Consider the following 21146-nt stretch of genomic DNA (forward strand, 5'->3'; position numbering starts at 1 on the left):
CATGAGTGGGCGTTGGATCCAGACGAAGCGATCGAGCTCCAGTACCGCTTGGCACCACAAGTCGAACGTCGCGATCGCCTCGGTGAGGTGCATCGCATAGCCGGTGTCGATATCGGCTTCGAGGAGGAGGGCGATATCACCCGGGCCGCTGTGGTGGTGTTGCGCTGGCCGGGCCTTGAACCCGTCGAGCAGGTCGTTCATCGAGAGCCCACGCGGATGCCCTATATTCCCGGTCTGCTGTCCTTCCGCGAAGTGCCCGCGGCGCTGGGCGCTTTCTCGCGCCTGAGCGCGCCTCCCGACCTGGTGATGGTCGATGGCCAGGGAATCGCCCATCCGCGTCGCCTCGGCGTGGCTTCCCATCTCGGACTCTGGCTCGATCTGCCCACCATCGGCATCGCCAAGTCGCGCCTGTGCGGCGCGCACGGCGAGGTGCCGACGCAGCGTGGAGACTGGACGCCGCTGCGCGATGGCGACGAGACGATTGGCGCCGTACTGCGCAGTCGTCGGAACGTGAAGCCGGTGTATGTGTCTCCCGGTCATCGTCTCGGGTTGGAAACGGCACTGGCGTGGGTGGTGCGCTGCCTGGGACGCACCAAGCTGCCGGAGCCGACCCGGCTGGCGGATCGGCTGGCCTCCCAGAGAGGGAAGGGCTAGACGATATCGAGGGGTACCTGATGTTCCGGTGCCGGAAAGGCGGCATCGAGCCTGGCGATGTCTCCTTCGCTGAGGGTCACCTCCAGCGCCGCGGCATTCTGAGTGACATGTTCCTGTCTCACGGCTTTGGGAATGGCGATCACGTCGCGCACCCCCTCCACCGGGCGGATCGCCCAGGCCAGCAGGAGCTGGGCCGGCGTGATGCCCCGATCAGAGGCGATCGCCAGTACCTCCGGATGCGACATCAGCTCGTCACGCAGTCGACCGCCCTGTGCCAGGGGACAGTAGGCCATCAAGGGCATGCCGCGTTCGCGCATCCAGGGGCGCAAGCGATATTCGATGCCTCGCGAACCCAGATGATAGAGCACCTGGTTGGTGGCACAGGCGTCACCGCCCGGTCGCCCATGCAAGGACGCCATGTCATCGACATCGAAGTTGGAAACCCCGAAACGGTGAATCTTGCCCTGCTCCTGTAGGCGCAGGAACGCCTCCAGTGTCTCGTCGAGAGGAACACTGCCCGGCCAATGCAGCAGATAGAGATCCAGATGATCGGTATCGAGGCGCTTGAGGCTGCGCTCGCAGGCTGTGATGGCGCTGTCGCGGCCGGCATTCCAGGGGTAGACCTTGGACACCAGGAAGGCCTGGTCGCGGCGACCGGCGAGGGCATCCCCGACCACTCGTTCGGCACCGCCATCGCCATACATCTCGGCGGTATCGATCAGTGACAGACCGAGATCCAGGCCCTGCTGTAATGCGCGCACTTCCGAGCGGTGCGGCGCCAGGCCCTCGCCCATGTACCAGGTCCCCTGGCCGATGGCAGGCACTTCGATGGCAGGCAGGTCGGCGGTGGCGGCGAATTGCACCCGGGGTGGAACGCTGGAGTTCATGATGACCTCTTCGTGTCATGCATTTTCATGGAAGCCTTTTCTATACCCATGCTGGCCCACGGAGTGAGGCTTTGCAATGTCCGGCGGCGATCTCGGCTATACTGGATACCCTCTCACCGTTCGAGTCTTGCCATGAGCCGATCCACCAGTGCGCTTGCCGCGACCCGTACCTGGGTCGAGGACTTCGTGGTGGCGCACGATGTCTGCCCCTTCGCCGGACGCGAGCTGCGTCGCGGGACGATTCGCTATGTGGGCGTCGCCGCCGATGACTGGCCGACCGCCCTGACGACACTGATCGAGGAGTGTCGGCGTCTGGACGGTACCCCGGACATCGCCACTACCCTGTTGGTGCTGACCAGCGGCGTGGACGACTTCGATGACTATCTCGACCTGTTGGCCATCGCCGAGACGCTGTTGATCGATCAGGGCTATGAAGGCGTCTACCAGTTGGCGAGCTTTCATCCCGACTACTGCTTCGCGGATGCCGAACCGGAGGAACCGGCCAATTTCACCAATCGCTCGCCCTGGCCGATGCTGCACCTGCTGCGTGAAGCCGACATCGAACAGGCGCTGGTGCACTACCCCGATCCCGAGGCGATTCCCGAGCGCAACATCGCGGCGATGCAGCGTCTGGGCCGGAAGTCGCTGGCCGACCAGTTGACGGCGCTACGGAAATTTCCGGAGTAGGACTCGAAGCCCCGCCCAGGGCGCCATATGGGCTATGGTGTAGAGGCTGTGATTCCCTGATGAGACCGAGGAGAAACGATGAACCAGGTAACCCGGGCGGGAACCCCCGTCGATGTCGCCGGTGAATTCCCGAAGGTCGGCCGGCCAGCGCCTGCGCTGTGCCTCACGACCCAGGAAATGCAGGACGTGACCTTGGCCGACTTCGCCGGCAAGCGCAAGGTTCTCAATATTCTGCCCAGTGTGGATACGCCCACCTGCGCGACCTCGACACGCAAGTTCAATGAGTTGGCCTCGTCCCTCGACAATACCGTGGTGCTGGTGGTGTCGGCGGACCTGCCATTCGCCGCCAAGCGTTTCTGCGGTGCCGAGGGACTGGACAATGTCACCACCCTATCGACGTTCCGCCACCCCGAGTTCCATCGCGACTATGGCGTAGCGCTGTCCAGCGGGCCGATGGCCGGGCTCACGGCGCGTGCCGTGGTGGTGATCGACGAGCACGACCAGGTGATCCATAGCCAACTGGTGCCGGAAATCAAGCAGGAACCGGACTATGACGCAGCGCTGGAGGCCCTACGATAACGGTCTCGATGGCCGTCTACACTGAGGTGAGCGAAACGGGTGGTCTCTCAGGAGGGGCCACTCAGGTCAAGGCAACCAGGAGGTACTATGAGCATCAAGAAGACAGGATCTGCCGAGTGGCAGGGCAGCCTGAAGGAAGGCAAGGGCACGGTGTCCACCCAAAGCGGTTCGCTCAAGGACAACCCCTATGGCTTCAAGCAACGCTTCGAGGGACAGCCGGGCACCAATCCCGAGGAATTGATCGCAGCCGCCCATGCCAGCTGTTACTCCATGGCGCTGTCGATGATCCTGGGCGAAGCCGGCCACGAAGCCGAGAGCATCAAGACCCTGGCCACGGTGACCCTCGACCAGGACGCCAGCGGCTTCAGCGTCACCCAGGTGCATCTCGATACCACCGCCCGCATTCCCGGTGCCGACCAGGCGGCTTTCGAGGACGCGGCCAACAAGGCCAAGACAGGGTGCCCGATTTCCAAGCTGCTGACGGCCGAGATCACCCTGGACGCCAAGTTGGAAGGTTGAACCTCGTATTTCCCGATCGCCCTCGAGTCAACGGCCGCCCACGGGCGGCCGTTGACGTTGTGGAAGCTCAAACCGGGGTGGTGTCGGTGTCGACGACCGACCCTGTCATGCCAAGGCGCTCTTCGAGCAGCAGGCGAGCGGCTTTCTCGGCGATCATCAGCGTCGGCGAGCAGGTATTGCCCGAGGTGATGGTGGGCATGATCGAGGCGTCGACGACGCGCAATCCCTCGATACCGTGCACACGCAGGCGAGCATCGACCACGGCCTCGCTGTCATGGCCCATCTTGCAGGTGCCTACCGGGTGGAAGATGGTGGTGCCGATGTCACCGGCGGCCCGGGCCAGATCCTCGTCACTGTCGAGTTCGGGGCCGGGCTTGATCTCCTCGGGGCGATAGCGCGTCAGCGCCGGTGAAGCAACGATACGCCGGGTCAGGCGAATGGCATCCACCGCCACTCGCCGGTCCTCCTCGGTGCTCAGGTAGTGAGGGGCGATCGACGGTGCCGTGAAGGGGTCGCGGGAGCGGATGTCGACACGCCCACGGCTTTCCGGTCGTAGGTTGCATACCGACGCGGTGAAGGCGGGGAAATCGTGCAGCGGTTCGCCGAAGGCCGGCAGCGACAATGGTTGCACGTGGTACTCGAGGTTGGCGCGGGTCTGCTTGGCATCCGAGCGGGCGAAAGCGCCGAGCTGGCTGGGAGCCATCGACAGCGGCCCACTGCGCGAGATCAAATACTCCCAGGCCATGCCGGCCTTGCCCCACCAGTGGCGGGCGATCGCGTTCAGGGTCTTGACGCCCTGAACGCGGAAGATCATCCGCAACTGCAGGTGATCCTGCAGGTTGCCGCCAACGCCGGGCAGTTCATGGATCAACGGGATGTCGAGAGCCGACAGCAGGCGGCGCGGACCGATTCCCGAGCGTTGCAGGATCGCCGGCGAGCCGATCGAGCCGGCACACAGGATCACCTCGTCGGCGTGGATGGTCTGCCAGGCATCCTTGATGCGGGCCCGCACGCCGCTGACGCGGGGGGAGGGGCCGCGCCGGGCGGCCGGCTCGGCGAACAGCAGGCGGTCGACCTCGGCGTTGGTCATGAGCGTCACGTTGGGGCGCTTGTCCAGCCCGCGCAGGAAGGCCTTGGCGGCATTCCAGCGCACGCCCCGCTTCTGATTGACCTGGAAATAGCTGACGCCCTCGTTGTCGCCACAATTGAAGTCATCCACCTTGGGGATGCCGCATTCACTGGCGGCGTCACGGAAGGCCTCGAGGATCTCCCACTCGAGACGCTGGCGTTCCACCCGCCACTCGCCACCGCTGCCGTGATGCTCGCTGGTCCCGGCGAAGTGGTCCTCGTTGGCCTTGAACAGCGGCTCGATGCTGGCCCAGTCCCAGCCGGGGTTGCCGAGTGCCGCCCAGTGATCGTAATCCTGGGCCTGGCCACGCATGTAGATCATGCCGTTGATCGACGAACTGCCGCCGAGCACCTTGCCGCGTGGGTATCCCAGGCTGCGACCGTTGAGACCGGGATCGGCCTCGGTGCGGTAGCACCAGTCGGTGCGCGGGTTGCCGATACAGTAGAGATATCCGACCGGGATATGGATCCACGGATAGTCGTCCTTGCCGCCGGCCTCGAGCAGGATCACGCGCTGGGCGGGGTCCTCGGAGAGGCGCTTGGCGAGCAGGCAGCCGGCGGGGCCAGCACCGACGATCAGGGTCGTCGCGGTCGCAGAGTCGGCGGTAGTCATGGAAGATCGGTCCGCTGCCAGGGTGATGAATGGTTTCGTTGTCTGCCTTCAGCTTAGAGCAGAGTGTCTTCCCTGCGAGAGGCGACCATGGTCCAAGGAGGGGTAAGCCTGTCAGTCGCGGTGGCGCGCGGCAGCCGTGATCAGAGCGTGGATCAGGCGCTGCTGAGGACGGTTGAATAGCAGCCACTCGGGATGCCACTGCACGCCGATCAGGAAATCGTGCTGGCGAGACTCGATCCCCTGGACCAGGCCGTCGCGGTCGCGGGCGACGATCTCGATGCCCTGACCGGTCTTCTGTACCGCCTGATGGTGCAGGCTGTTGATGCGGCACCAGGTAACCGCGAGGATGCGGTGCAGCTTGCTGTCGGCGACGATATCCACGGTCTTGCGTGGCAGCACCGTGCGGCGGCGCTTGAGTCCTTGGTGGGTGGTATAGATATCACTGTCCAGGGTGCCGCCGAGGTGGACGTTGATCAACTGGGCGCCGCGACAGATGCCCAGCACCGGGCAGGCCCGGGGAATGAAGCGTTCGAGAAGTTGCAACTCCAGCGCGTCCCGCTGAGGATCGACCCGCACGTCGAGCTGGACTTCGCCACCATAGAGATGGGCTTCGATATCGTCGCCGCCGCCGATGATCAGGCCATCGAGATAGGAGGGCATAGCCCGCGATGGCGATAACCGCAGCGGTCGGCCGCCGTGGCGCCACACCGCCAACCAGTCGAAGAACCAGGCGATCAGGCTCTTGCGGTCCGAGGTGGTGATGCCGATCAGCGGGCGTGTCATTCGTTCATCCAGTCGCGCAATTTATCCAACCAGCGGGACATTGGGGACTGGGCATGGTGGGCGAGGTATTCGCGTGCCTGGGAGGCGAGGTGCGCCGGATCGGCCGCCAGGCGCTCGACTTTCTGCCAGCGGTTCCACTCGATGGTGGGCCCCCAGTCGGGTGCCGAGAGCTGTGCATTGGGCAGGCGGTAGTGGAAGGTCGGGCGGGGCTTGATCATGTCGTCGGCGAATAGCTCGCTGCAGTGGTCCGGGCGCAGGTAAGCGAACAACGGAAGCATGTCGAGCTCGCGGTTGCGGGTGGGGTTGTACACGAGGTAGTCGGCGATCAGTTGGTCCAGCCCGGGGCGATAATCCGGATCAAGCAGCTTGATGGCATAGCTCTTGGGGAAGGGGTTGGCGTGCGGCAGCACTTCCCGGGTAATGTCGATATGGATCTGGTCGCGCAGCCAGGCGGCCAACAGCAGGTAGGCCTGCAGGTGCGCCAGGAGACTGTCGGGCGCAAGGCTCGGCACCTCGGGATTCAGGTGCAGACCGAAGCCGTACAGCAGGCTGGCATCGGTACCCTTGGCACCATGCTCGCGCAGGGCATCGAACAGCGCATCGAGATCGCCCAGCTCGTTCCACGGCACCGGCGGACAGACGACCTCGGTGGGCACCAGGCCGGTCACCGCGTCGCCGATCAGCTCGCGGGTCTTGGTATGGAGGTCGACACGCATCTGGTGGCGTTGCAGATCCCACTCCGCGTCGCTTTTGGGAGGTCTGTTGGTCACCTTGGTATCGGGATGGGCATACTTGGCGTCCAGCTCGATGACGAACGTGCCCCAGCGGCTATCGACCACCTTCAGACGGTGTGGGCTGATCGCCTCGGCGTGGCCGCCGAAGCGCTCGATCACGAGCTGGGCGGCATCGTGGGGTACGATGCCGGCAAACTCGATCTCCACCCCGACGCGTCGAATCCCGCCTTCGGGGTTGCGGGGATGCGGAGGAGGCTGGGGGGTGATGGCTGAGGGGTTTCTGCTCATCATATGAAAGATTCGGGTAGCTTAGCGTGAAGTCGTGTGATTCAGGGTATCCCGCACGATCAGTCATTGTTGAGGGCTTTGTCCAACGCCAGCAGGGCCGCCTGCCAGGAAGCCGCATCGGCCGCGGCGTCATAGCCCAGCGGCATGCCAAACTCCTCGCCTGTTGCATCGGCGCCGGGGTTCGTGAAGGCGTGGCGGGCGTCGGGATAATTGATCACCTCGACGTCGGCCCCTTGTGCCTCGAGTGCGCCGGCCATCGCTGTCAGGTCTTCACGTGTCACCAACGAGTCGGCACCACCGTTGTGAATCTGCACCACGCCTTCGAATGCCTGCGGCGTGTTTACCGCTTGGGTCGGACTGCCATGGAAACTGATCGCGGCGTCGATCGGCATGCCGGCGAGTGCCATGTTCATCACCACCCCGCCGCCGAAGCAATAACCGATCGCCGCCATGCCCGTATCCGCCACTGCCGGATGCTCGCGCAACTGACTCATGGCGGCTTCGAGTCTGGCGCGTGCAGCAGGCCAATCCTGCATGACTTGTGCGGAGAACTCGCTCGCCTGGTCGGGGTGCGTCGCTGTCTGGCCACCGCCATACATGTCCACGGCCAGCGCCACGAAGCCAAGGGCGGCCAGCTGATCGGCGCGTGCTCTCGCATAGTCGTCGAGCCCCCACCACTCGTGCACCACCAAGACCGCCGGGCGCGCTTCGCTATCGTTGACGTTGCGCGCCAGATAGCCCTGGTAGGTTTCTCCACCGGTCGAATACTCGAAGATCTCGCCTTCGACGCGGGGCCCCCAGGCGATATTGACTTCGGTTCCTGGCTCGTCCGGTGACGATTCCTCCTCCACCTCGGCGATTGCCGAGCCAGCCAACAACCCCGGTACCAGGCACAACAGCGTGAGTAGGGTGCGCATCACAGGTTCTCCTTGCTTGTTTTCCTTGTCGGGTGCACGAAATGGCTTTCGCTCACCAACCTCTCTTACCATAGCTGTCGTCCCATGGTGAGGGAATTGCCCTTGCAGAAACAACTGTGGCAGCGGCGTCGTGTACTTTACCGTTTTCGCTGGCCTGTGCAGACTCTGGTCTTCGCGCCACCCAGGGAGGAAGCATGTTTCAGCCACTCTTGTCCGTCACTGCCTGGCGCCATGGCGTCCGCCATTCACTGCTGTTGCTGCTGTGCCTGTCACTGTCGCTGTTGGCTGCTGGAAACCTGCAGGCGCAGTCGTTGCCGGGACTGCCGGGAGGCGAGGAGCAAAAGGCTCAAGAGCCGGATCCTCAGGAATTGCGCAAGTCGCTCGACGAGGTGATCGCCACCCTGGAGAATGACGAGCGCCGTGGGGCGCTGCTGGAGCGATTGAAGGAACTCCGCAAGGCCACGGCGCAAGTCGAAGACGAGGAAACGATACCCCGTCAGGGGCTGCTCGGCGCGCTCGCCGAAACCCTCAGCGACTTCGGGGAACAGGCCGAGGCCGGTCGGTCGCCACTCGCCATCTGGCAACGCCAGGTCGATCAGGCAAGGGGCGACGTCCGTGATCTCGTGTCCGATGCCGGCGGCGTCAAACTAGTACGGCTGGCGATCGAAACAGCAGTGATGCTGGGGATCTGGGTCGGGATGTTGATCATCCTGATCGCGGCCGGGCGCTTGCTGGCCCAGCGGTATGACTGGCCGCTGGTGTTGCCTCGGGAGCCCAAGGCCTGGCTGCTGGGGGTCCACTTCCTGCGGCGCTTGCTGCCCTGGTTGTTGGCCTTTGCCCTGATGCTGGCGCTGGCCCAGTTCATTCCCGCCAATCCGGGACGGACGATCGCGCTGGTCGTCGCCTATGTGGCACTTTGCGGGCGCCTGCTAGCGGTGGTCAGCGAGACCGTGTTCTCGGTGTTCAGCCATGGGCACCGTCATGCTGCGGTCACCCTGCTGCGCCAGCGTGGGGGGCGCCGACTGTTCGCGATCGGCGCCCTGGTGGCCCTGGCCGATGCCCTGGACTCCAGTCGCTTGATCGACTTGCTGGGTGGCGACCTGGCTGGCTTGCTGTCGGTACTGGCCAATGTCCTGGCGGCCCTGATCACCGGCGCTTTCGTGCTGAGCTTCAAGCGCCCCGTCAAGCACGTGATTCGCAATCGTGCCTATTCCCAGCGCAAGCAGGCCAGCACGGCCGATGACGTGATCCGGGTACTGGGCGGGCTGTGGCACATTCCGGCCCTGCTGCTGGTGGGGGCCTCGCTGGTAGCGATCTTCGTTTCGGTGGGCGATGCCGGCGGGGCGCTGACCCGGGCGATCATTTCCGCCGCCTTGCTGGTGCTGACCCTGGTAGTCACCGGGTTGATCCGTCGCCACGGCGAAACCGTGACCCGGCGCAAACGGATTTCCCAGTACCGCAAGCGCCTGGAGCGTTTCGGCTATGCCCTCGCGCACATGCTGTGCTGGGTCGCCTTCGCCGAACTGTCGCTGCAGGTGTGGGGCGGCTCGCTGATCGGTATCGGCGGGCAGGGCGTGGCCAGTGCGCGGATCGGCCAGGCACTGCTGGCCATGGGTTTCACCGTGCTGCTGGCCTGGCTGGTGTGGATCTTCGCCGATACCGCCATACAGCGGGCATTGACCTCGTCGGCCAGGGCTCGCGGTCGCCAGGTCAATAGCACTCGGGTACAGACCATCACCCCTTTGGTCCGCAACGTGATCTTCGCCACCATCGTGGTCATCGCCGCCATCGTCGGGCTGGCCAACCTGGGGGTCAACGTCACGCCCTTGCTGGCCGGTGCCGGGGTCATCGGGCTGGCCATCGGCTTCGGTGCCCAGACCCTGGTGCAGGACCTGATCACCGGTGTCTTCATCCTGATCGAGGACTCACTGGCCATCGACGACTACGTCGACCTGGGCGGTCACATGGGCACCGTCGAAGGCTTGACGCTGCGCACCGTGCGCTTGCGCGACATCGACGGCATCGTGCATATCATCACCTTCAGCCAGATCAAGTCGATCCACAACATGTCGCGCCAGTTCGGCATTGCCCTGATGCGTGTGAGCATTCCGCACAGCATGAAAATCGACGATGCCATCGCGTTGGTACGCGAGGTGGCCGATGAACTGCGTCAGGATCCGGTGATGCGACACAATATCTGGTCGCCTCTGGAGCTGCAGGGCATCGAGCGCTTCGAGGAAGGGGCGGCGGTGCTGCGCATGCGCATGCGTACTGCACCGGTGATGCAATGGGACGTGGCGCGCGCCTTCAACCTGCGTCTCAAGCAGCGCATGGACGCCGAGGGCCTGGAGCTGGCCATGCCACGCCTGAGTATCCAGATGGAAGGCCGGGCTGGCGGTACGTCTCGGGGCGAAGCTACTGGTGAGTCGCCGCACGAGGACCGCGATGCCAGCGGCCGTGCCCCCGGCGAAGCGGGGGCCGCCGATCCCCGCGGCGCCACCAGCGTCAGCGGCGGCTCGCCGGATCCATCCACTTGAGATGCGTTGCGGTGCGGGGTCGGGCACAATCGCTCCCCTACAGGCAATCTCGAAAGCGCTCGATGGGCGCTTCGACAACCGAGCTAGGGCGATGACGAAACGCAGTACCGATTCCGGCACGAGAGCGAAAAGCGCCACCATCCACGAAATCGCCAAGGCGGCGGGGGTGTCCATCGCCTCGGTCAGCCGGGCGCTGAACGGCAAGCCGGGCATCAGCGAGGCGCTGCGCGAGCATATCCTGCAGATCAGCCGCGATATCCACTACCAGCCGAGTGCCGCGGCGCGAGCCCTGATCAGCGGCAAGAATGTCGTGGTCGGCATTTCCCTCGGCCGGCAGGATATCGAGCTGCGTCCTTACTACACCCTGATTTATCAACACCTGACGCTGGCATTGCACCGGCAGGGCATGGTGCCGGTGTTCTTCCACCACGACGAGACCGAGTCGCTGGCGCATCGCGCTGGCTCGGCGATCCTGCTGTGCAGCGCCCCGGATGACGAGCGGCCAGCATGGCTGACCCGCTATGGGGTGCCGTACGTGAGAATCGGCGAGCGACAGGAGGGGAGCTTTTCGGTGGCCCCGGACGATCAACACGGCATCTACCTCGCTGCCCGCCACCTGATCGAGACGGGACGCCGCAAGATCGCCTACATGGGCGATGACCTGGAGTGGCCCCATAACCAGCATCGTCTCAAGGGCTACCTGCAGGCGTTGGAAGAAGCCGGACTTCCCGACCATCGCATCAGTGTGCCCTTCAACTATGACCCGGGCCTGACCGCCTATCGCCATCTTGGCCGCTTGCTGCGACAGGGGCCGCCGGACTTCGACGGCATCGTCTGCGACAAGGACGAACTGGCGCTGGGCTGCCTGGCGGCGCTGGAGGATCATGGCATCCAGGTGCCGGACCAGGTGGCGGTGACCGGCTTCGACGACCTGCCGACCCTGGCCGCACAATTGACCACGGTACGTCAGGACATCGCCCAGATCGCCAGCGAGGCGGTAGTCCTGCTTGGCGAGGCCGTTGCCGGCGATCCCCCTCGACATGTCGCTTTGCCGGTCAGCCTGATTCGTCGCCGGACGAGCTGATGCCCCCGGGGGTGTTCACGATAGTCCGCCTGCATTCACGGCAGGTGCTTCCAATCGCCTGTTCCCCGTGCAGATGACCATCATCGGCATGTGACTTGCATCCCCATACCTTGGTCGAATCGGCGTAAAAACTAGAAAGTAAACGTTTACTCTTTAAGAGTAAACGTTTACTTTTTCGATATTGGCGGCTGGCCAAAGTACACGACATAGCCACCCATCACCCTGAAAAGGAGAATCGCGATGACACTCAAGGTCACCGTCTGGGGAGAGAATGTGCATGAACAAACCAATGAGGTGGTCGCCCGGATCTATCCCGAAGGCATGCATGCCTGCATCGCTGCCGCCCTGAACGAGGACTCCGGGATCGAGGCGCGTGCGGTCACGCTGCAGGATCCCGAGCACGGCCTGAGCGAGGATGTCCTGGACAATACCGACGTGCTGCTGTGGTGGGGCCATGCCGCCCACGGCGAGGTGCGCGACGAGATCGTCGACCGGGTCCAGGCCCGGGTACTGCAGGGCATGGGCCTGTTGGTGCTGCACTCCGGCCATTATGCGAAGATCTTCAAGCGCCTGATGGGCACCACCTGCTCGCTGAAGTGGCGCGAGGCCGGGGAGCGCGAGCGGCTGTGGGTGGTCAACCCCGGTCATCCCATCGTCCAGGGGCTGGGGGACTACCTCGAGTTGCCGCACACCGAGATGTACGGCGAGCCCTTCGCGGTGCCGAATCCCGACGAGGTGATCTTCATCAGTGCCTTCGAGGGTGGTGAGGTGTTCCGCTCAGGACTGACCTACAAGCGGGGCAACGGCAAGATCTTCTACTTCCGTCCCGGTCACGAGACCTACCCGATCTATTACGACGAGCAGGTGCGGCGGGTACTCAGGAATGCCGTGAAATGGGCGCGCCCCGAGGGCTCGCGCTGGATCGACAGCTGTCCCAATGTGCCCCCGGAACAGGCACCGAATCCGGTGGAGGTGAAGGGCGAAGGACTGCACAAACCCGGTGAGGAGGGATTCCGCTAATGATCAAGCTCGCAATCCTCGGTGCCGGCAGCATGGCCGGTGAGCACGTCAGACATTACCGCTCCCTGGACGGCTGCGAGGTGGTGGCGGTCTGCGACCTCGACGCCGACAAGGCGCGTGCCTTCGCCGACGCCCACGGTATCGCCGACGTCTATACCGATCTCGCAGCGATGCTGGCGCGAAACGATATCCAGGCGGTGAGCAACGTGACCCCGGACGGCGCCCACAAGTCGACTTCACTGGCAGCGATCGCCGCCGGCAAGCACATCCTGTGCGAGAAGCCGCTGGCCACCCATGAGGCGGATGCCAGGGAGATGGCCGAGGCAGCGGAGCAGGCCGGAGTGATCAACATGGTCAACCTGAGTTATCGCGATGCCCCGGCGATCCAGCATGCCCGCGAGTTGATCGCCGCCGGTGCCATCGGCCGGGTGATGCATGTCGATGCCAGCTACCTGCAGAGCTGGTTGGTCAGTCATGCCTGGGGGCGCTGGGATCGCGATAGTCAGTGGCTGTGGCGACTCTCCAGTGAGCATGGTAGCAAGGGGGTGCTGGGCGATGTGGGGGTGCATATCCTCGACTTCGCGAGCTTCCCGGTAGGCGATATCACGCGGGTCAACTGCCAGCTCAAGTGCTTCGACAAGGCGCCGGGCAACCGCATCGGCGACTATGCGCTCGATGCCAACGACAGCGCTCTGATGCGCGTCGAGTTCGCCAATGGCGCGCTGGGCACCATCCAGGCCACGCGCTGGGCGACAGGGCACCTGAATTCGCTGAAGTTGAGCGTGTACGGTGACAAGGGCGCGATCAGCGTGGTGCTCGACGACGCCAGGGATCGGGTGCTGACCTGTTTCGGCGACGATACCCATCCGGCGCGCTGGACGTCGGTGGCATGTCCGCAGACCCCGAGCATCTACCAGCGCTTCATCGCCGGTATCCAGAGCGGGATCAACGACCAGCCCGATTTCGCCCGTGGAGCGGCGATGCAGGCGGTGCTGGATGCCTGCTTCCTGGCCGACGAACAGGATCGCAGCGTGACGGTTACCACAACAGATGGCAGAGCGTCACTCCCAGCATGATGCCCAAGGCCAGCAGGCCGGCCATCGACCAGGGACCACGCCAGCGTTGCCAGCGATTATGCAGTGTGACGGCGTGAGTGACGCGGCCGATCAGTTCATCATGGCGTGCGCAGGTATTGTCCGGGGGCAGCGAGAAATCGTTGGCCACACTGTCCTGCCAGTAATGGCCATGGGTCAGGCCCAGGCGCGCCCGCAGCAGACCGATGTCACGCAGCGTGGCATGCAGCGCATCATATTCCTCGCGGCGTGATTTCACCCCCAGCACGGCGCTGGCATCGGCTTTCAGTGCCGTGTGCTTACAGGCCTCGATGGCAGTGGCGATGTCGCTGTCGGTAGCCTGGGGAGCGATGCCCAGGCGCTTGTAGAGATCACGCATGGTACCTAGCCTGCCTGCATCAGATAGTCGTAGGCTTTCCGGATCCTCTGGAAGCGTCGCGACGCCGTGGCGACCACGGCGTCGCCCTCGGCAAAGAAGCGGTCCGGGTGGTGGAGCTGTGCCAGCCGACGATAGGCCTTGCGGATATCGTGGCGGCTGGCGCCGGGCTCCAGGCCGAGCACCGCCAGCGCGCGCCGCGTCTGCTCGCCGGGCGGTGGCTCTCGTGTCGAGTGGTAGTGATGCTGTCGCTGGGAGCCCCCCGTTCCCGAGTGCTGACGATATTGATGTCCGGAAGAGTGCCGCTCGTGGCTCTGCTGATGCTGACGTTGACGTTCCTCCTGTTGCTGGCGATGGCGCTCCTTGGCCTGCCAGTAGCCGGTACGGCTGGGGTCGTCGGGGTTGGCGAATTCCTTGCCGGCAACCTCGGTGAAAAGATGGGCGAACTCGGGCGGCGAGACCCCCAGCAGGTCGGCCAGAAAGCGCAGGATATGGTGATTGGCGATGGCCAGCTTGCCTTCGGTTATCGCCAGGGCGATGACCTGGCGCAGAAAGGGGTAGGCTTGTTCGCCACAGCAGTCCTTCTGCATGACCTCGGCGGCCAGTTGAATGGCGCCGAGGTCCTGTTGTATGGCGATATCGACGATCGGCTCGAGTTCATGGCCATGACGAAACTCTCGCGACAGTTCGCTGAGGCGTTGGCGGTCGCCTTCGGAGAGATGTCCCTTGCTGGCCAGCACCCAGGCCAACAACAGCAGCCCCGCGGTATCGGCCTGGTTGCGGCTCTTCAGCAGCAGTAATTCGAAGGGTGAAAAGCGGGCAATGGGCATTCCCTGGCTCCGAGGCGGGTTTGCTTTCGTTATGGCCATCGTCACGACGTGATAGCAATGGTCACCCCGGCGCGGGGCGAAGGCAAGTCCCACCGGTATCGGCATCGTGATAGCCGACTTTAATCATGTATCAGGCGGCGCAGCCGGCATCGATGTTATCCTAGGTCTTCGATACTCTTTAGAGGATATGGTTGCCCCATGCGGTTGTTCTTGCGTTATTTCTTTCGCACCCTGCGGCTGCTGCTCGCGCCCGTGGTGCTGATCGCCGAGAAACTCAGCACGCCTCAGTCCATCGAGCGCAGCGCCAACGAGCAGGCCCGCGTCGATCAGGCCTGTCGGAATCTCGCCCTCTACCAGTTCCGTACCTGCCCCTTCTGTATCAAGGTGCGCAAGGAAATCGCTCGCCTGGGCCTTCCGATCGAAATCCGCGACGCCCAGCTCGATCCCGACCATCGTCAGGATCTCAAGGCCGGCGGCGGCCGGGTCAAGGTGCCGTGCCTGCGGATTACCCGTGACGATGGCCGCGAGGAATGGCGCTACGAGTCCGCTACCATCAATGCCTACCTGCACGAGCGTTTCGGGGCCAAGACAAAGTGATAAGCTGAATCACGACATGCATCCAGTCATGCACACTTCCTGTACACAAGGGTTGCAAGGCAATGGCGAAGAAGAAGGGTGAGATTCGTCGACGCAATGTCGAGAAGATCCTGCTGGCGGCCGAGCAGGTATTTGCCGAGAAGGGATATGCCGGTGCCTCGATGGGGGACATTGCGCAACTGGCGGATATTCCCAAGTCCAACGTGCATTACTACTTCGCCACCAAGGAAGAGCTGTATCACGAGGTGCTGCTGGGGCTGCTCGAGGTATGGAAACAGGACGCCCTGTGCTTCGAGCTCTACGACGACCCGCGCATCGTGCTGTCGTCCTATATCCGCGCCAAGATGAACCATTCCCGGGTGCGGGCACATGGCTCCAAGGTGTGGGCATCGGAGGTCATGCAGGGGGCGCCGATCCTTCAGGAGCAGCTGCGCGACAACCTCTACGAGTGGGCCAAACTCAAGGAGGCCAAGATCCGCGAATGGATCGACGACGGCCGCATCCTGCCGGTGGAGCCGGCGCATCTGTTGTACATGATCTGGGCCTCGACGCAGCACTACGCCGATTTCGACTACCAGATCTCCCTGCTCAACGACGACCGCCCCCTCGACGACATTCAGTTCGAGAAGGCGGTGCAATCGGTGACCACGGTGGTCCTGCGTGGAATTGGTTTGACCCCTTAGGGGCTTTCTTAGGTGGCTCCCTTCAACTCGCGATGCGGAACGGATTGCGCGGGTCCCGTTCCCAGCTCAGGTAGGGCTTGCCGGTGTCCTGCGGGACCATGCTGATGCAGTCCTGTACCGGGCAGGTGATCTGGCACAGGTTGCAGCCCACGCACTCCTCCTCGATGACCTCATAGCGTCTGGCGCCGCTGGCCTCGACCCACTGGGCGATCGACTGGTGGGAGGTGTCCTCGCAGGCGATGTAGCAGCGCCCGCACTGGATGCACTTGTCCTGGTCGATATGAGCGATGGTCTTGAAGTTCATGTCGAGGTGTTTCCAGTCGGTGGTGTTGGCCACCGCCTTGCCGGAGAACTCCGTGATCGACCGATAGCCTTGCTCGCCCATCCAGCGCGAGAGGCCATCCTTCATCTCCTCGACGATACGGAAGCCGTGCAGCATGGCGGCGGTGCACACCTGGACGCTGCCGGCCCCGAGCGCCACGAACTCCGCGGCATCCCGCCAGTTGGACACCCCGCCGATGCCCGAGATCGGCAGATGGCGGGTGGGCGTGTCACGGGCGATCTCGGCGACCATGTTCAGCGCTATCGGCTTCACCGCGCTGCCGCAGTAGCCGCCATGGGTGCTCTGGTGACCCACAGTGGGCTTGGCCACCATGTGATCCAGGTCGAGGCTGGTGATCGAGTTGATGGTGTTGATCAGTGACACGGCATCGGCGCCGCCACGCAGGGCGGCCTGGGCCGGGGCGCGTATGTCGGTGATATTGGGCGTCAGCTTGACGATCACCGGCTTGGAATAATACTGCTTGCACCAGCGGGTGACCTTCTCGATCAAGTCCGGATTCTGCCCCACTGCGGCGCCCATGCCGCGCTCGGGCATGCCGTGGGGGCAGCCCAGGTTGAGCTCGATGCCGTCGGCGCCGGTGGCCTCCACCAGCGGCAGGATATGCTTCCACGAGGCTTCCTCGCAGGGCACCATGAGCGACACGATCAGCGCCCGGTCCGGCCAGTCCTTCTTGACCTGGGCGATCTCGCGCAGGTTGATGTCCAGCGAGCGGTCGGTGATCAGCTCGATGTTGTTGAAACCCAACACCTCACGGTTCTTGCCGTAGTGTGCCGAGTAGCGCGAGGAGACGTTGACCGCCGCCGGGTCCTCGCCGAGGGTCTTCCACACCACGCCGCCCCAGCCGGCCTCATAGGCGCGTACCACATTGTAGGCCTTGTCGGTGGGTGGGGCGGAGGCCAGCCAGAAGGGATTGGGCGAGCGGATGCCGGCAAAGTCGATGCTCAGATCGACGCCATTGACGATGTTGTTCATGCGGCCTCCTGCTTGGCCAAGAGATCCTGGTGGATGGCGTGGGCGGCGAGCTTGCCGTGCTGCACGGCCTGAACGGTGAGGTCCTGCCCCGATGCGATGCAGTCGCCGCCGGCGTAGACGCCGGGCAGCGAGGTGCGAAAGCTGTCGTCGACGTGGATCCTGCCCCCGTCTCGCTCGAGCTCCGCCGCCAGCGGGTCGGCGAGGCTCTCGGCCGCGAAGGACTGGCCGATGGCCTTGAATACCGCATCCGCGGCGATCTCGAAGGTCTCACCGGTGCCGATGAGGCGTCCGTCCTGTTCGCGGGTCTTCTCGAAGCGCATGCCGGCGACGCGGCCGCGGTCGTCGAGCCGCACCTCTTGCGGCCGGGCCCAACACACTAGACGGACCTGGTTGGCCTTGGCGATCTCCTGTTCGTGACCGGTGGCGGACATGGCGTCGATGCCGCGCCGGTAGACCAGCGTCACCTCATCGGCGCCGAGCCGCGCCATCTGGGTGGCCATGTCGATGGCGGTGTTGCCGGCGCCGATCACCACGCAGCGCCTGGCCAGCGGCAGCTGGGTGAGGTCGCTGGCCTGGCGCAGTTCCTTGATGTACTCGGTGGCCGGCGCGAGGCCCGGCGCGTCCTCGCCGGTCAGCCCCAGCTCACGGCTGGCGCCGAGGCCAAGCCCGAGGAACACGCCGTCGTGATCGGCATGCAACTGCGCGAGGCTCAGGTTGTCGCCCAGGCGCTGGCCGTAGCGAAGCTCGATGCCGCCGATCTCGAGCAGGAACTCCACCTCCTGGCGGGCGAAGTCGTCGGTCAGCTTGTAGCGGGCGATGCCGTATTCGTTGAGCCCGCCGGGCTTGGCCTCGGCTTCGAAGACCGTCACCCGGTGGCCATGCATCGCCAGGCGATGCGCGCAGGCCAGCCCCGCCGGGCCGGCGCCGACCACCGCCACATGTCGGCCGCTGTCGGCCGCGCGGGCGAAGGGGTGGCACTCGAAGCGCATATGGTCGGTGGCATGACGCTGCAGCAGGCCGATCAGCACCGGCTGGCACTCGGCGTCGTGATTGCGCACGCAACTCCGTTCGCAGAGGATCTCGGTGGGGCAGACCCGTGCGCAACTGCCGCCGAGGATGTTCTGCTCGAGGATGGTGTGGGCGGCGCCGTTGATATTGTTCTCGCTGATCTGGCGGATGAAGCGCGGGATGTCGATATCCGACGGACAGGCGTCGATGCAGGGCGCGTCGTAGCAGTACAGGCAACGCTGGCTCTCGATGATCGCCTGGCGCTCGGTCAGCGGAGGATGCAGGTCGCTGAAGTTGTCGGCCAGCGTCTGCTGGCTGAGTCCGGCGTCACCGACCCGGGGCAGGTGCTTCAAGTCATTGGTCACGGTAATGGCCTCTTGTTGTTATGGCGTCGTTTGCCGAGCGGGCGTCGTCAGCCGCGCTCGACCGGCTGCGGTGCGTCGTGTTCGGCGCGGCGTTGCAGGACATCGAACACGCCGGGATAGGCCGGGCGCTCCAGGTAGCGGCCGGCGCCACGCTCGGCATGCAGCTCGCCGTCACGCCACACCCATTTGCCCTGGCTGATGGTGTGGCGGGGAATGCCGCGCACCGTCTTGCCTTCGAAGATGTTGAAGTCGACGTTCTGGTGGTGGGTCGTGGCGGAGATGGTGCGCGTTCCCGCCGGATCCCAGAGCACCAGGTCGGCGTCGGCACCGACGCGCACCGCGCCCTTGCGCGGAAACAGGTTGAAGATCTTGGCGGTATTGGTGGAGGTCAGGGCCACGAAGTCGTGGATCGACAGCTTGCCGCTGTTGACGCCCTCGTCCCATAGCACCGCCATGCGATCCTCGATACCGGCGGTGCCGTTGGGGATCCGGGTGAAATCTTCCTTGCCCATGGCCTTCTGTTCGGCGCAGAAGCAGCAATGGTCGGTGGCGGTGGTCTGCAGGTTGCCGGATTGCAACCCGTGCCATAGGGCCTCCTGGTGTCCCTTGGGACGGAAGGGCGGGCTCATCACGTGGCCGGCGGCGCGGGTCCAGTCGGCATCGAGATAGACGCTGTCGTCGAGCACGAGGTGGCCGGCCAGGCATTCCCCATACACCGGCTGACCCTGCTGGCGGGCGTAGGCGATCTCGTCCACCGCGTCCTTGGTCGATACGTGGACCAGGTAGATGGGGGTGCCGAGGGTGCCGGCGATGCGGATCGCGCGGCTGGCCGCCTCGCCTTCCACCTGGGGCGGGCGCGACAGCGGATGGGCTTCCGGCCCCGTCATGCCCTGAGCCAGCAGCTTCTGCTGCAGGTGGTAGACCAGTTCGCCGTTCTCGGCATGCACCGTGGGCACCGCGCCGAGTTCCAGGCAGCGCGAGAAGCTCTGCACCAGGATGTCGTCGGTGGCCATGATGGCGTTCTTGTAGGCCATGAAGTGCTTGAAGCTGTTGACGCCGTGCTCGCGCACCAGGGTACCCATGTCCTCACGCACGCTGTCGTCCCACCAGGTGATCGCGACGTGGAAGGCGTAATCGGCGGCGGCCTTCTCCGCCCAGCCGCGCCAGGTCTCGAAGGCCTCCATCAGCGACTGGCCGGGGCTGGGGATCACGAAGTCGATGATCGAGGTGGTGCCACCGGCGAGCCCGGCCGCGGTGCCGGTGTAGAAGTCCTCGCTGGCCACGGTGCCCATGAACGGCAGCTGCATGTGGGTATGCGGATCGATGCCGCCGGGCATCACGTAGAGATCGGCGGCGTCGATCACCTCGCTGCCGACCGGGGCGTCGAGATGCGTGCCGATCGCCTGGATCTTGCCGTCCTCACAGAGGATATCGGCACGGTAGGATTCTTCATGGGTGACGACGGTGCCGCCACGAATCAGTAGTGTCATGGTCGTTCTCACTTGTATTTATGGATTGCCTTCGCGGGATTGGGTCTGAACGGAAAGTTGTTGCGAACAGACCGCTCATTCCCCGTCAGTCAGGCGGGCGTACGCGTCAGGCCTGCGGTCGCGGAAGAACTGCCAGTTGTTGCGCACTTCGCGGACCATCGCGAGGTCGATCTCGTGGATCAGCAGTTCGTCGTCCTTGTCGCTGGCCTGAGCCTCGATCTGGCCGCGCGGATTGACGATATAGGTCGAGCCGTAGAACTCGCCGATATTCCACGGCGCTTCGGTACCGACACGGTTGATGGCGGCAATGAAGCAGCCGTTGGCGGCGGCGGAGGCGGGTTGTTCGAGTTCCCACAGGTACTGCGAGAGACCGGCCACGGTGGCCGATGGGTTGAAGATCACCTCGGCACCGTTCAGTGCCAGGGCGCGCCAGCCTTCGGGGAAGTGGCGGTCGTAGCAGATGTACACGCCGATCTTGCCGTAGGCGGTATCGAACACCGGCCACTCGGACTTTCCGGGTTTGAAGTAGAACTTCTCCCAGAACCCGGCGACCTGGGGGATATGCGTCTTGTGGTACTTGCCCAGGTAGCTGCCGTCGGCATCGAACACCGCGGCGGTGTTGTAGTACACCCCGGTGACGGTCTCCTCGTAGATCGGCACGATCATCACCATGCGGTGCTCGGCGGCGAGCTTCTGCATCAGCTGGCAGGTCGGGCCTTCCGGCACGCGCTCGGCAGCGGCGTACCACTTGGGGTCCTGACTGGGACAGAAGTAGGGTTGGTTGAACACCTCCTGGAAGCAGAGTACCTGCACGCCAGCATCGGCAGCCTGCTGGATCAACGGCAGGTGCGCCTCGTTCATGGCGTCGCGAATCGCTGCGGGTTCCAGGTCGGTACTGGCTTTCAGGCCCATCTGAATGAGGCCGATCTTCATCTTCTGCATGGGATATCCGCTCGTATTGTGCTTGTTGTCAGGTCGC

At 64.4% G+C, this 21146-nt stretch carries 21 protein-coding genes; 10 read left to right on the forward strand and 11 right to left on the reverse strand.

Annotation, left to right across the window (positions count from 1 at the left end; all coding sequences use genetic code 11):
• Positions 1 to 12 precede the first annotated feature (12 nt).
• On the forward strand, positions 13 to 654 hold the full coding sequence (gene nfi, locus ACFOEV_RS01210) for a deoxyribonuclease V (RefSeq protein WP_386770773.1): 642 nt from the start codon (positions 13 to 15) through the stop codon (positions 652 to 654).
• On the opposite strand, the gene ACFOEV_RS01215 is transcribed toward nfi, so the two are convergent.
• Positions 651 to 1541, reverse strand: coding sequence for an aldo/keto reductase (locus ACFOEV_RS01215; RefSeq protein ID WP_386770775.1), 891 nt, complete (start codon positions 1539 to 1541; stop codon positions 651 to 653). The genes nfi and ACFOEV_RS01215 overlap by 4 nt on opposite strands.
• Before the next feature lie 132 nt (positions 1542 to 1673).
• On the opposite strand from ACFOEV_RS01215, the gene ACFOEV_RS01220 reads away from it, so the two are divergent.
• From ACFOEV_RS01220 to ACFOEV_RS01230, 3 genes are all read left to right on the forward strand, one after another.
• A complete protein-coding gene (locus tag ACFOEV_RS01220) occupies positions 1674 to 2228 on the forward strand; it encodes a DUF1415 domain-containing protein (protein WP_386770776.1) in 555 nt (184 codons plus the stop codon).
• Positions 2229 to 2306: 78 nt separating this feature from the next.
• On the forward strand, positions 2307 to 2807 hold the full coding sequence (tpx, locus tag ACFOEV_RS01225) for a thiol peroxidase (protein WP_386770778.1): 501 nt from the start codon (positions 2307 to 2309) through the stop codon (positions 2805 to 2807).
• A gap of 87 nt (positions 2808 to 2894) precedes the next feature.
• The gene (locus ACFOEV_RS01230) at positions 2895 to 3326 is read left to right on the forward strand and encodes an OsmC family protein (protein WP_386770780.1); all 432 of its coding nucleotides are present in this window, start codon (positions 2895 to 2897) and stop codon (positions 3324 to 3326) included.
• A 67-nt stretch (positions 3327 to 3393) separates the two neighbouring features.
• Here the strand turns inward: ACFOEV_RS01230 and ACFOEV_RS01235 are convergent, their stop codons facing one another.
• The 4 genes from ACFOEV_RS01235 to ACFOEV_RS01250 form a co-directional block, all read right to left on the reverse strand.
• Positions 3394 to 5067, reverse strand: a complete 1674-nt coding sequence (locus tag ACFOEV_RS01235) for a GMC family oxidoreductase (RefSeq protein ID WP_386770782.1) — start codon at positions 5065 to 5067, stop codon at positions 3394 to 3396.
• Between the two features lie 111 nt (positions 5068 to 5178).
• Positions 5179 to 5850 (reverse strand): gamma-glutamyl-gamma-aminobutyrate hydrolase family protein, encoded by a 672-nt coding sequence (locus tag ACFOEV_RS01240; RefSeq protein ID WP_386770784.1) that lies wholly within the window; start codon positions 5848 to 5850, stop codon positions 5179 to 5181.
• Complete coding sequence (locus ACFOEV_RS01245; protein ID WP_386771217.1) at positions 5847 to 6851, reverse strand: amidoligase family protein; 1005 nt, start codon at positions 6849 to 6851, stop codon at positions 5847 to 5849. The genes ACFOEV_RS01240 and ACFOEV_RS01245 overlap by 4 nt, the downstream gene beginning before the upstream one ends.
• An 80-nt stretch (positions 6852 to 6931) precedes the next feature.
• Complete coding sequence (locus ACFOEV_RS01250) at positions 6932 to 7789, reverse strand: dienelactone hydrolase family protein (RefSeq protein WP_386770786.1); 858 nt, start codon at positions 7787 to 7789, stop codon at positions 6932 to 6934.
• Between the two features lie 194 nt (positions 7790 to 7983).
• Here ACFOEV_RS01250 and ACFOEV_RS01255 point away from each other — a divergent pair, with 194 nt between their 5' ends.
• The 4 genes from ACFOEV_RS01255 to ACFOEV_RS01270 all read left to right on the forward strand — a co-directional run bounded on the left by ACFOEV_RS01255 (position 7984) and on the right by ACFOEV_RS01270 (position 13506).
• A complete protein-coding gene (locus ACFOEV_RS01255) occupies positions 7984 to 10326 on the forward strand; it encodes a mechanosensitive ion channel family protein (RefSeq protein WP_386770788.1) in 2343 nt (780 codons plus the stop codon).
• A 91-nt stretch (positions 10327 to 10417) separates the two neighbouring features.
• Complete coding sequence (locus tag ACFOEV_RS01260) at positions 10418 to 11410, forward strand: LacI family DNA-binding transcriptional regulator (RefSeq protein ID WP_386770790.1); 993 nt, start codon at positions 10418 to 10420, stop codon at positions 11408 to 11410.
• 240 nt (positions 11411 to 11650) lie between these two features.
• Positions 11651 to 12430 carry a ThuA domain-containing protein gene (locus tag ACFOEV_RS01265; RefSeq protein WP_386770792.1) on the forward strand — a complete coding sequence of 260 codons (780 nt, stop codon included), beginning with the start codon at positions 11651 to 11653 and terminating at the stop codon, positions 12428 to 12430.
• Complete coding sequence (locus ACFOEV_RS01270; protein ID WP_386770793.1) at positions 12430 to 13506, forward strand: Gfo/Idh/MocA family protein; 1077 nt, start codon at positions 12430 to 12432, stop codon at positions 13504 to 13506. The genes ACFOEV_RS01265 and ACFOEV_RS01270 overlap by 1 nt, the downstream gene beginning before the upstream one ends.
• Here the strand turns inward: ACFOEV_RS01270 and ACFOEV_RS01275 are convergent.
• Positions 13469 to 13882, reverse strand: a complete 414-nt coding sequence (locus ACFOEV_RS01275) for a hypothetical protein (protein ID WP_386770795.1) — start codon at positions 13880 to 13882, stop codon at positions 13469 to 13471. The genes ACFOEV_RS01270 and ACFOEV_RS01275 overlap by 38 nt on opposite strands.
• A gap of 5 nt (positions 13883 to 13887) precedes the next feature.
• Positions 13888 to 14709: a J domain-containing protein gene (locus tag ACFOEV_RS01280; RefSeq protein WP_386770797.1), complete on the reverse strand. Its 822-nt coding sequence runs from the start codon at positions 14707 to 14709 to the stop codon at positions 13888 to 13890.
• A gap of 198 nt (positions 14710 to 14907) precedes the next feature.
• On the opposite strand from ACFOEV_RS01280, the gene ACFOEV_RS01285 reads away from it, so the two are divergent.
• The gene (locus ACFOEV_RS01285; protein WP_386770799.1) at positions 14908 to 15306 is read left to right on the forward strand and encodes a glutaredoxin family protein; all 399 of its coding nucleotides are present in this window, start codon (positions 14908 to 14910) and stop codon (positions 15304 to 15306) included.
• Between the two features lie 62 nt (positions 15307 to 15368).
• A complete protein-coding gene (locus ACFOEV_RS01290; RefSeq protein WP_386770801.1) occupies positions 15369 to 15989 on the forward strand; it encodes a TetR/AcrR family transcriptional regulator in 621 nt (206 codons plus the stop codon).
• 22 nt (positions 15990 to 16011) lie between these two features.
• Here ACFOEV_RS01290 and preA read toward each other — a convergent pair whose 3' ends face one another.
• The 4 genes from preA to ACFOEV_RS01310 all read right to left on the reverse strand — a co-directional run bounded on the left by preA (position 16012) and on the right by ACFOEV_RS01310 (position 21109).
• The gene (gene preA, locus ACFOEV_RS01295; protein ID WP_386770803.1) at positions 16012 to 17304 is read right to left on the reverse strand and encodes an NAD-dependent dihydropyrimidine dehydrogenase subunit PreA; all 1293 of its coding nucleotides are present in this window, start codon (positions 17302 to 17304) and stop codon (positions 16012 to 16014) included.
• Positions 17301 to 18677 (reverse strand): NAD(P)-dependent oxidoreductase, encoded by a 1377-nt coding sequence (locus ACFOEV_RS01300; protein WP_386770805.1) that lies wholly within the window; start codon positions 18675 to 18677, stop codon positions 17301 to 17303. The genes preA and ACFOEV_RS01300 overlap by 4 nt, the downstream gene beginning before the upstream one ends.
• A 47-nt stretch (positions 18678 to 18724) precedes the next feature.
• Positions 18725 to 20167, reverse strand: coding sequence for a dihydropyrimidinase (gene hydA, locus ACFOEV_RS01305; protein WP_386770807.1), 1443 nt, complete (start codon positions 20165 to 20167; stop codon positions 18725 to 18727).
• Positions 20168 to 20242: 75 nt separating this feature from the next.
• Positions 20243 to 21109 carry a nitrilase-related carbon-nitrogen hydrolase gene (locus ACFOEV_RS01310; RefSeq protein ID WP_386770809.1) on the reverse strand — a complete coding sequence of 289 codons (867 nt, stop codon included), beginning with the start codon at positions 21107 to 21109 and terminating at the stop codon, positions 20243 to 20245.
• Positions 21110 to 21146: the final 37 nt, after the last annotated feature.

Source organism: Litchfieldella rifensis (assembly GCF_042646605.1).
GTDB lineage: Bacteria > Pseudomonadota > Gammaproteobacteria > Pseudomonadales > Halomonadaceae > Litchfieldella > Litchfieldella rifensis.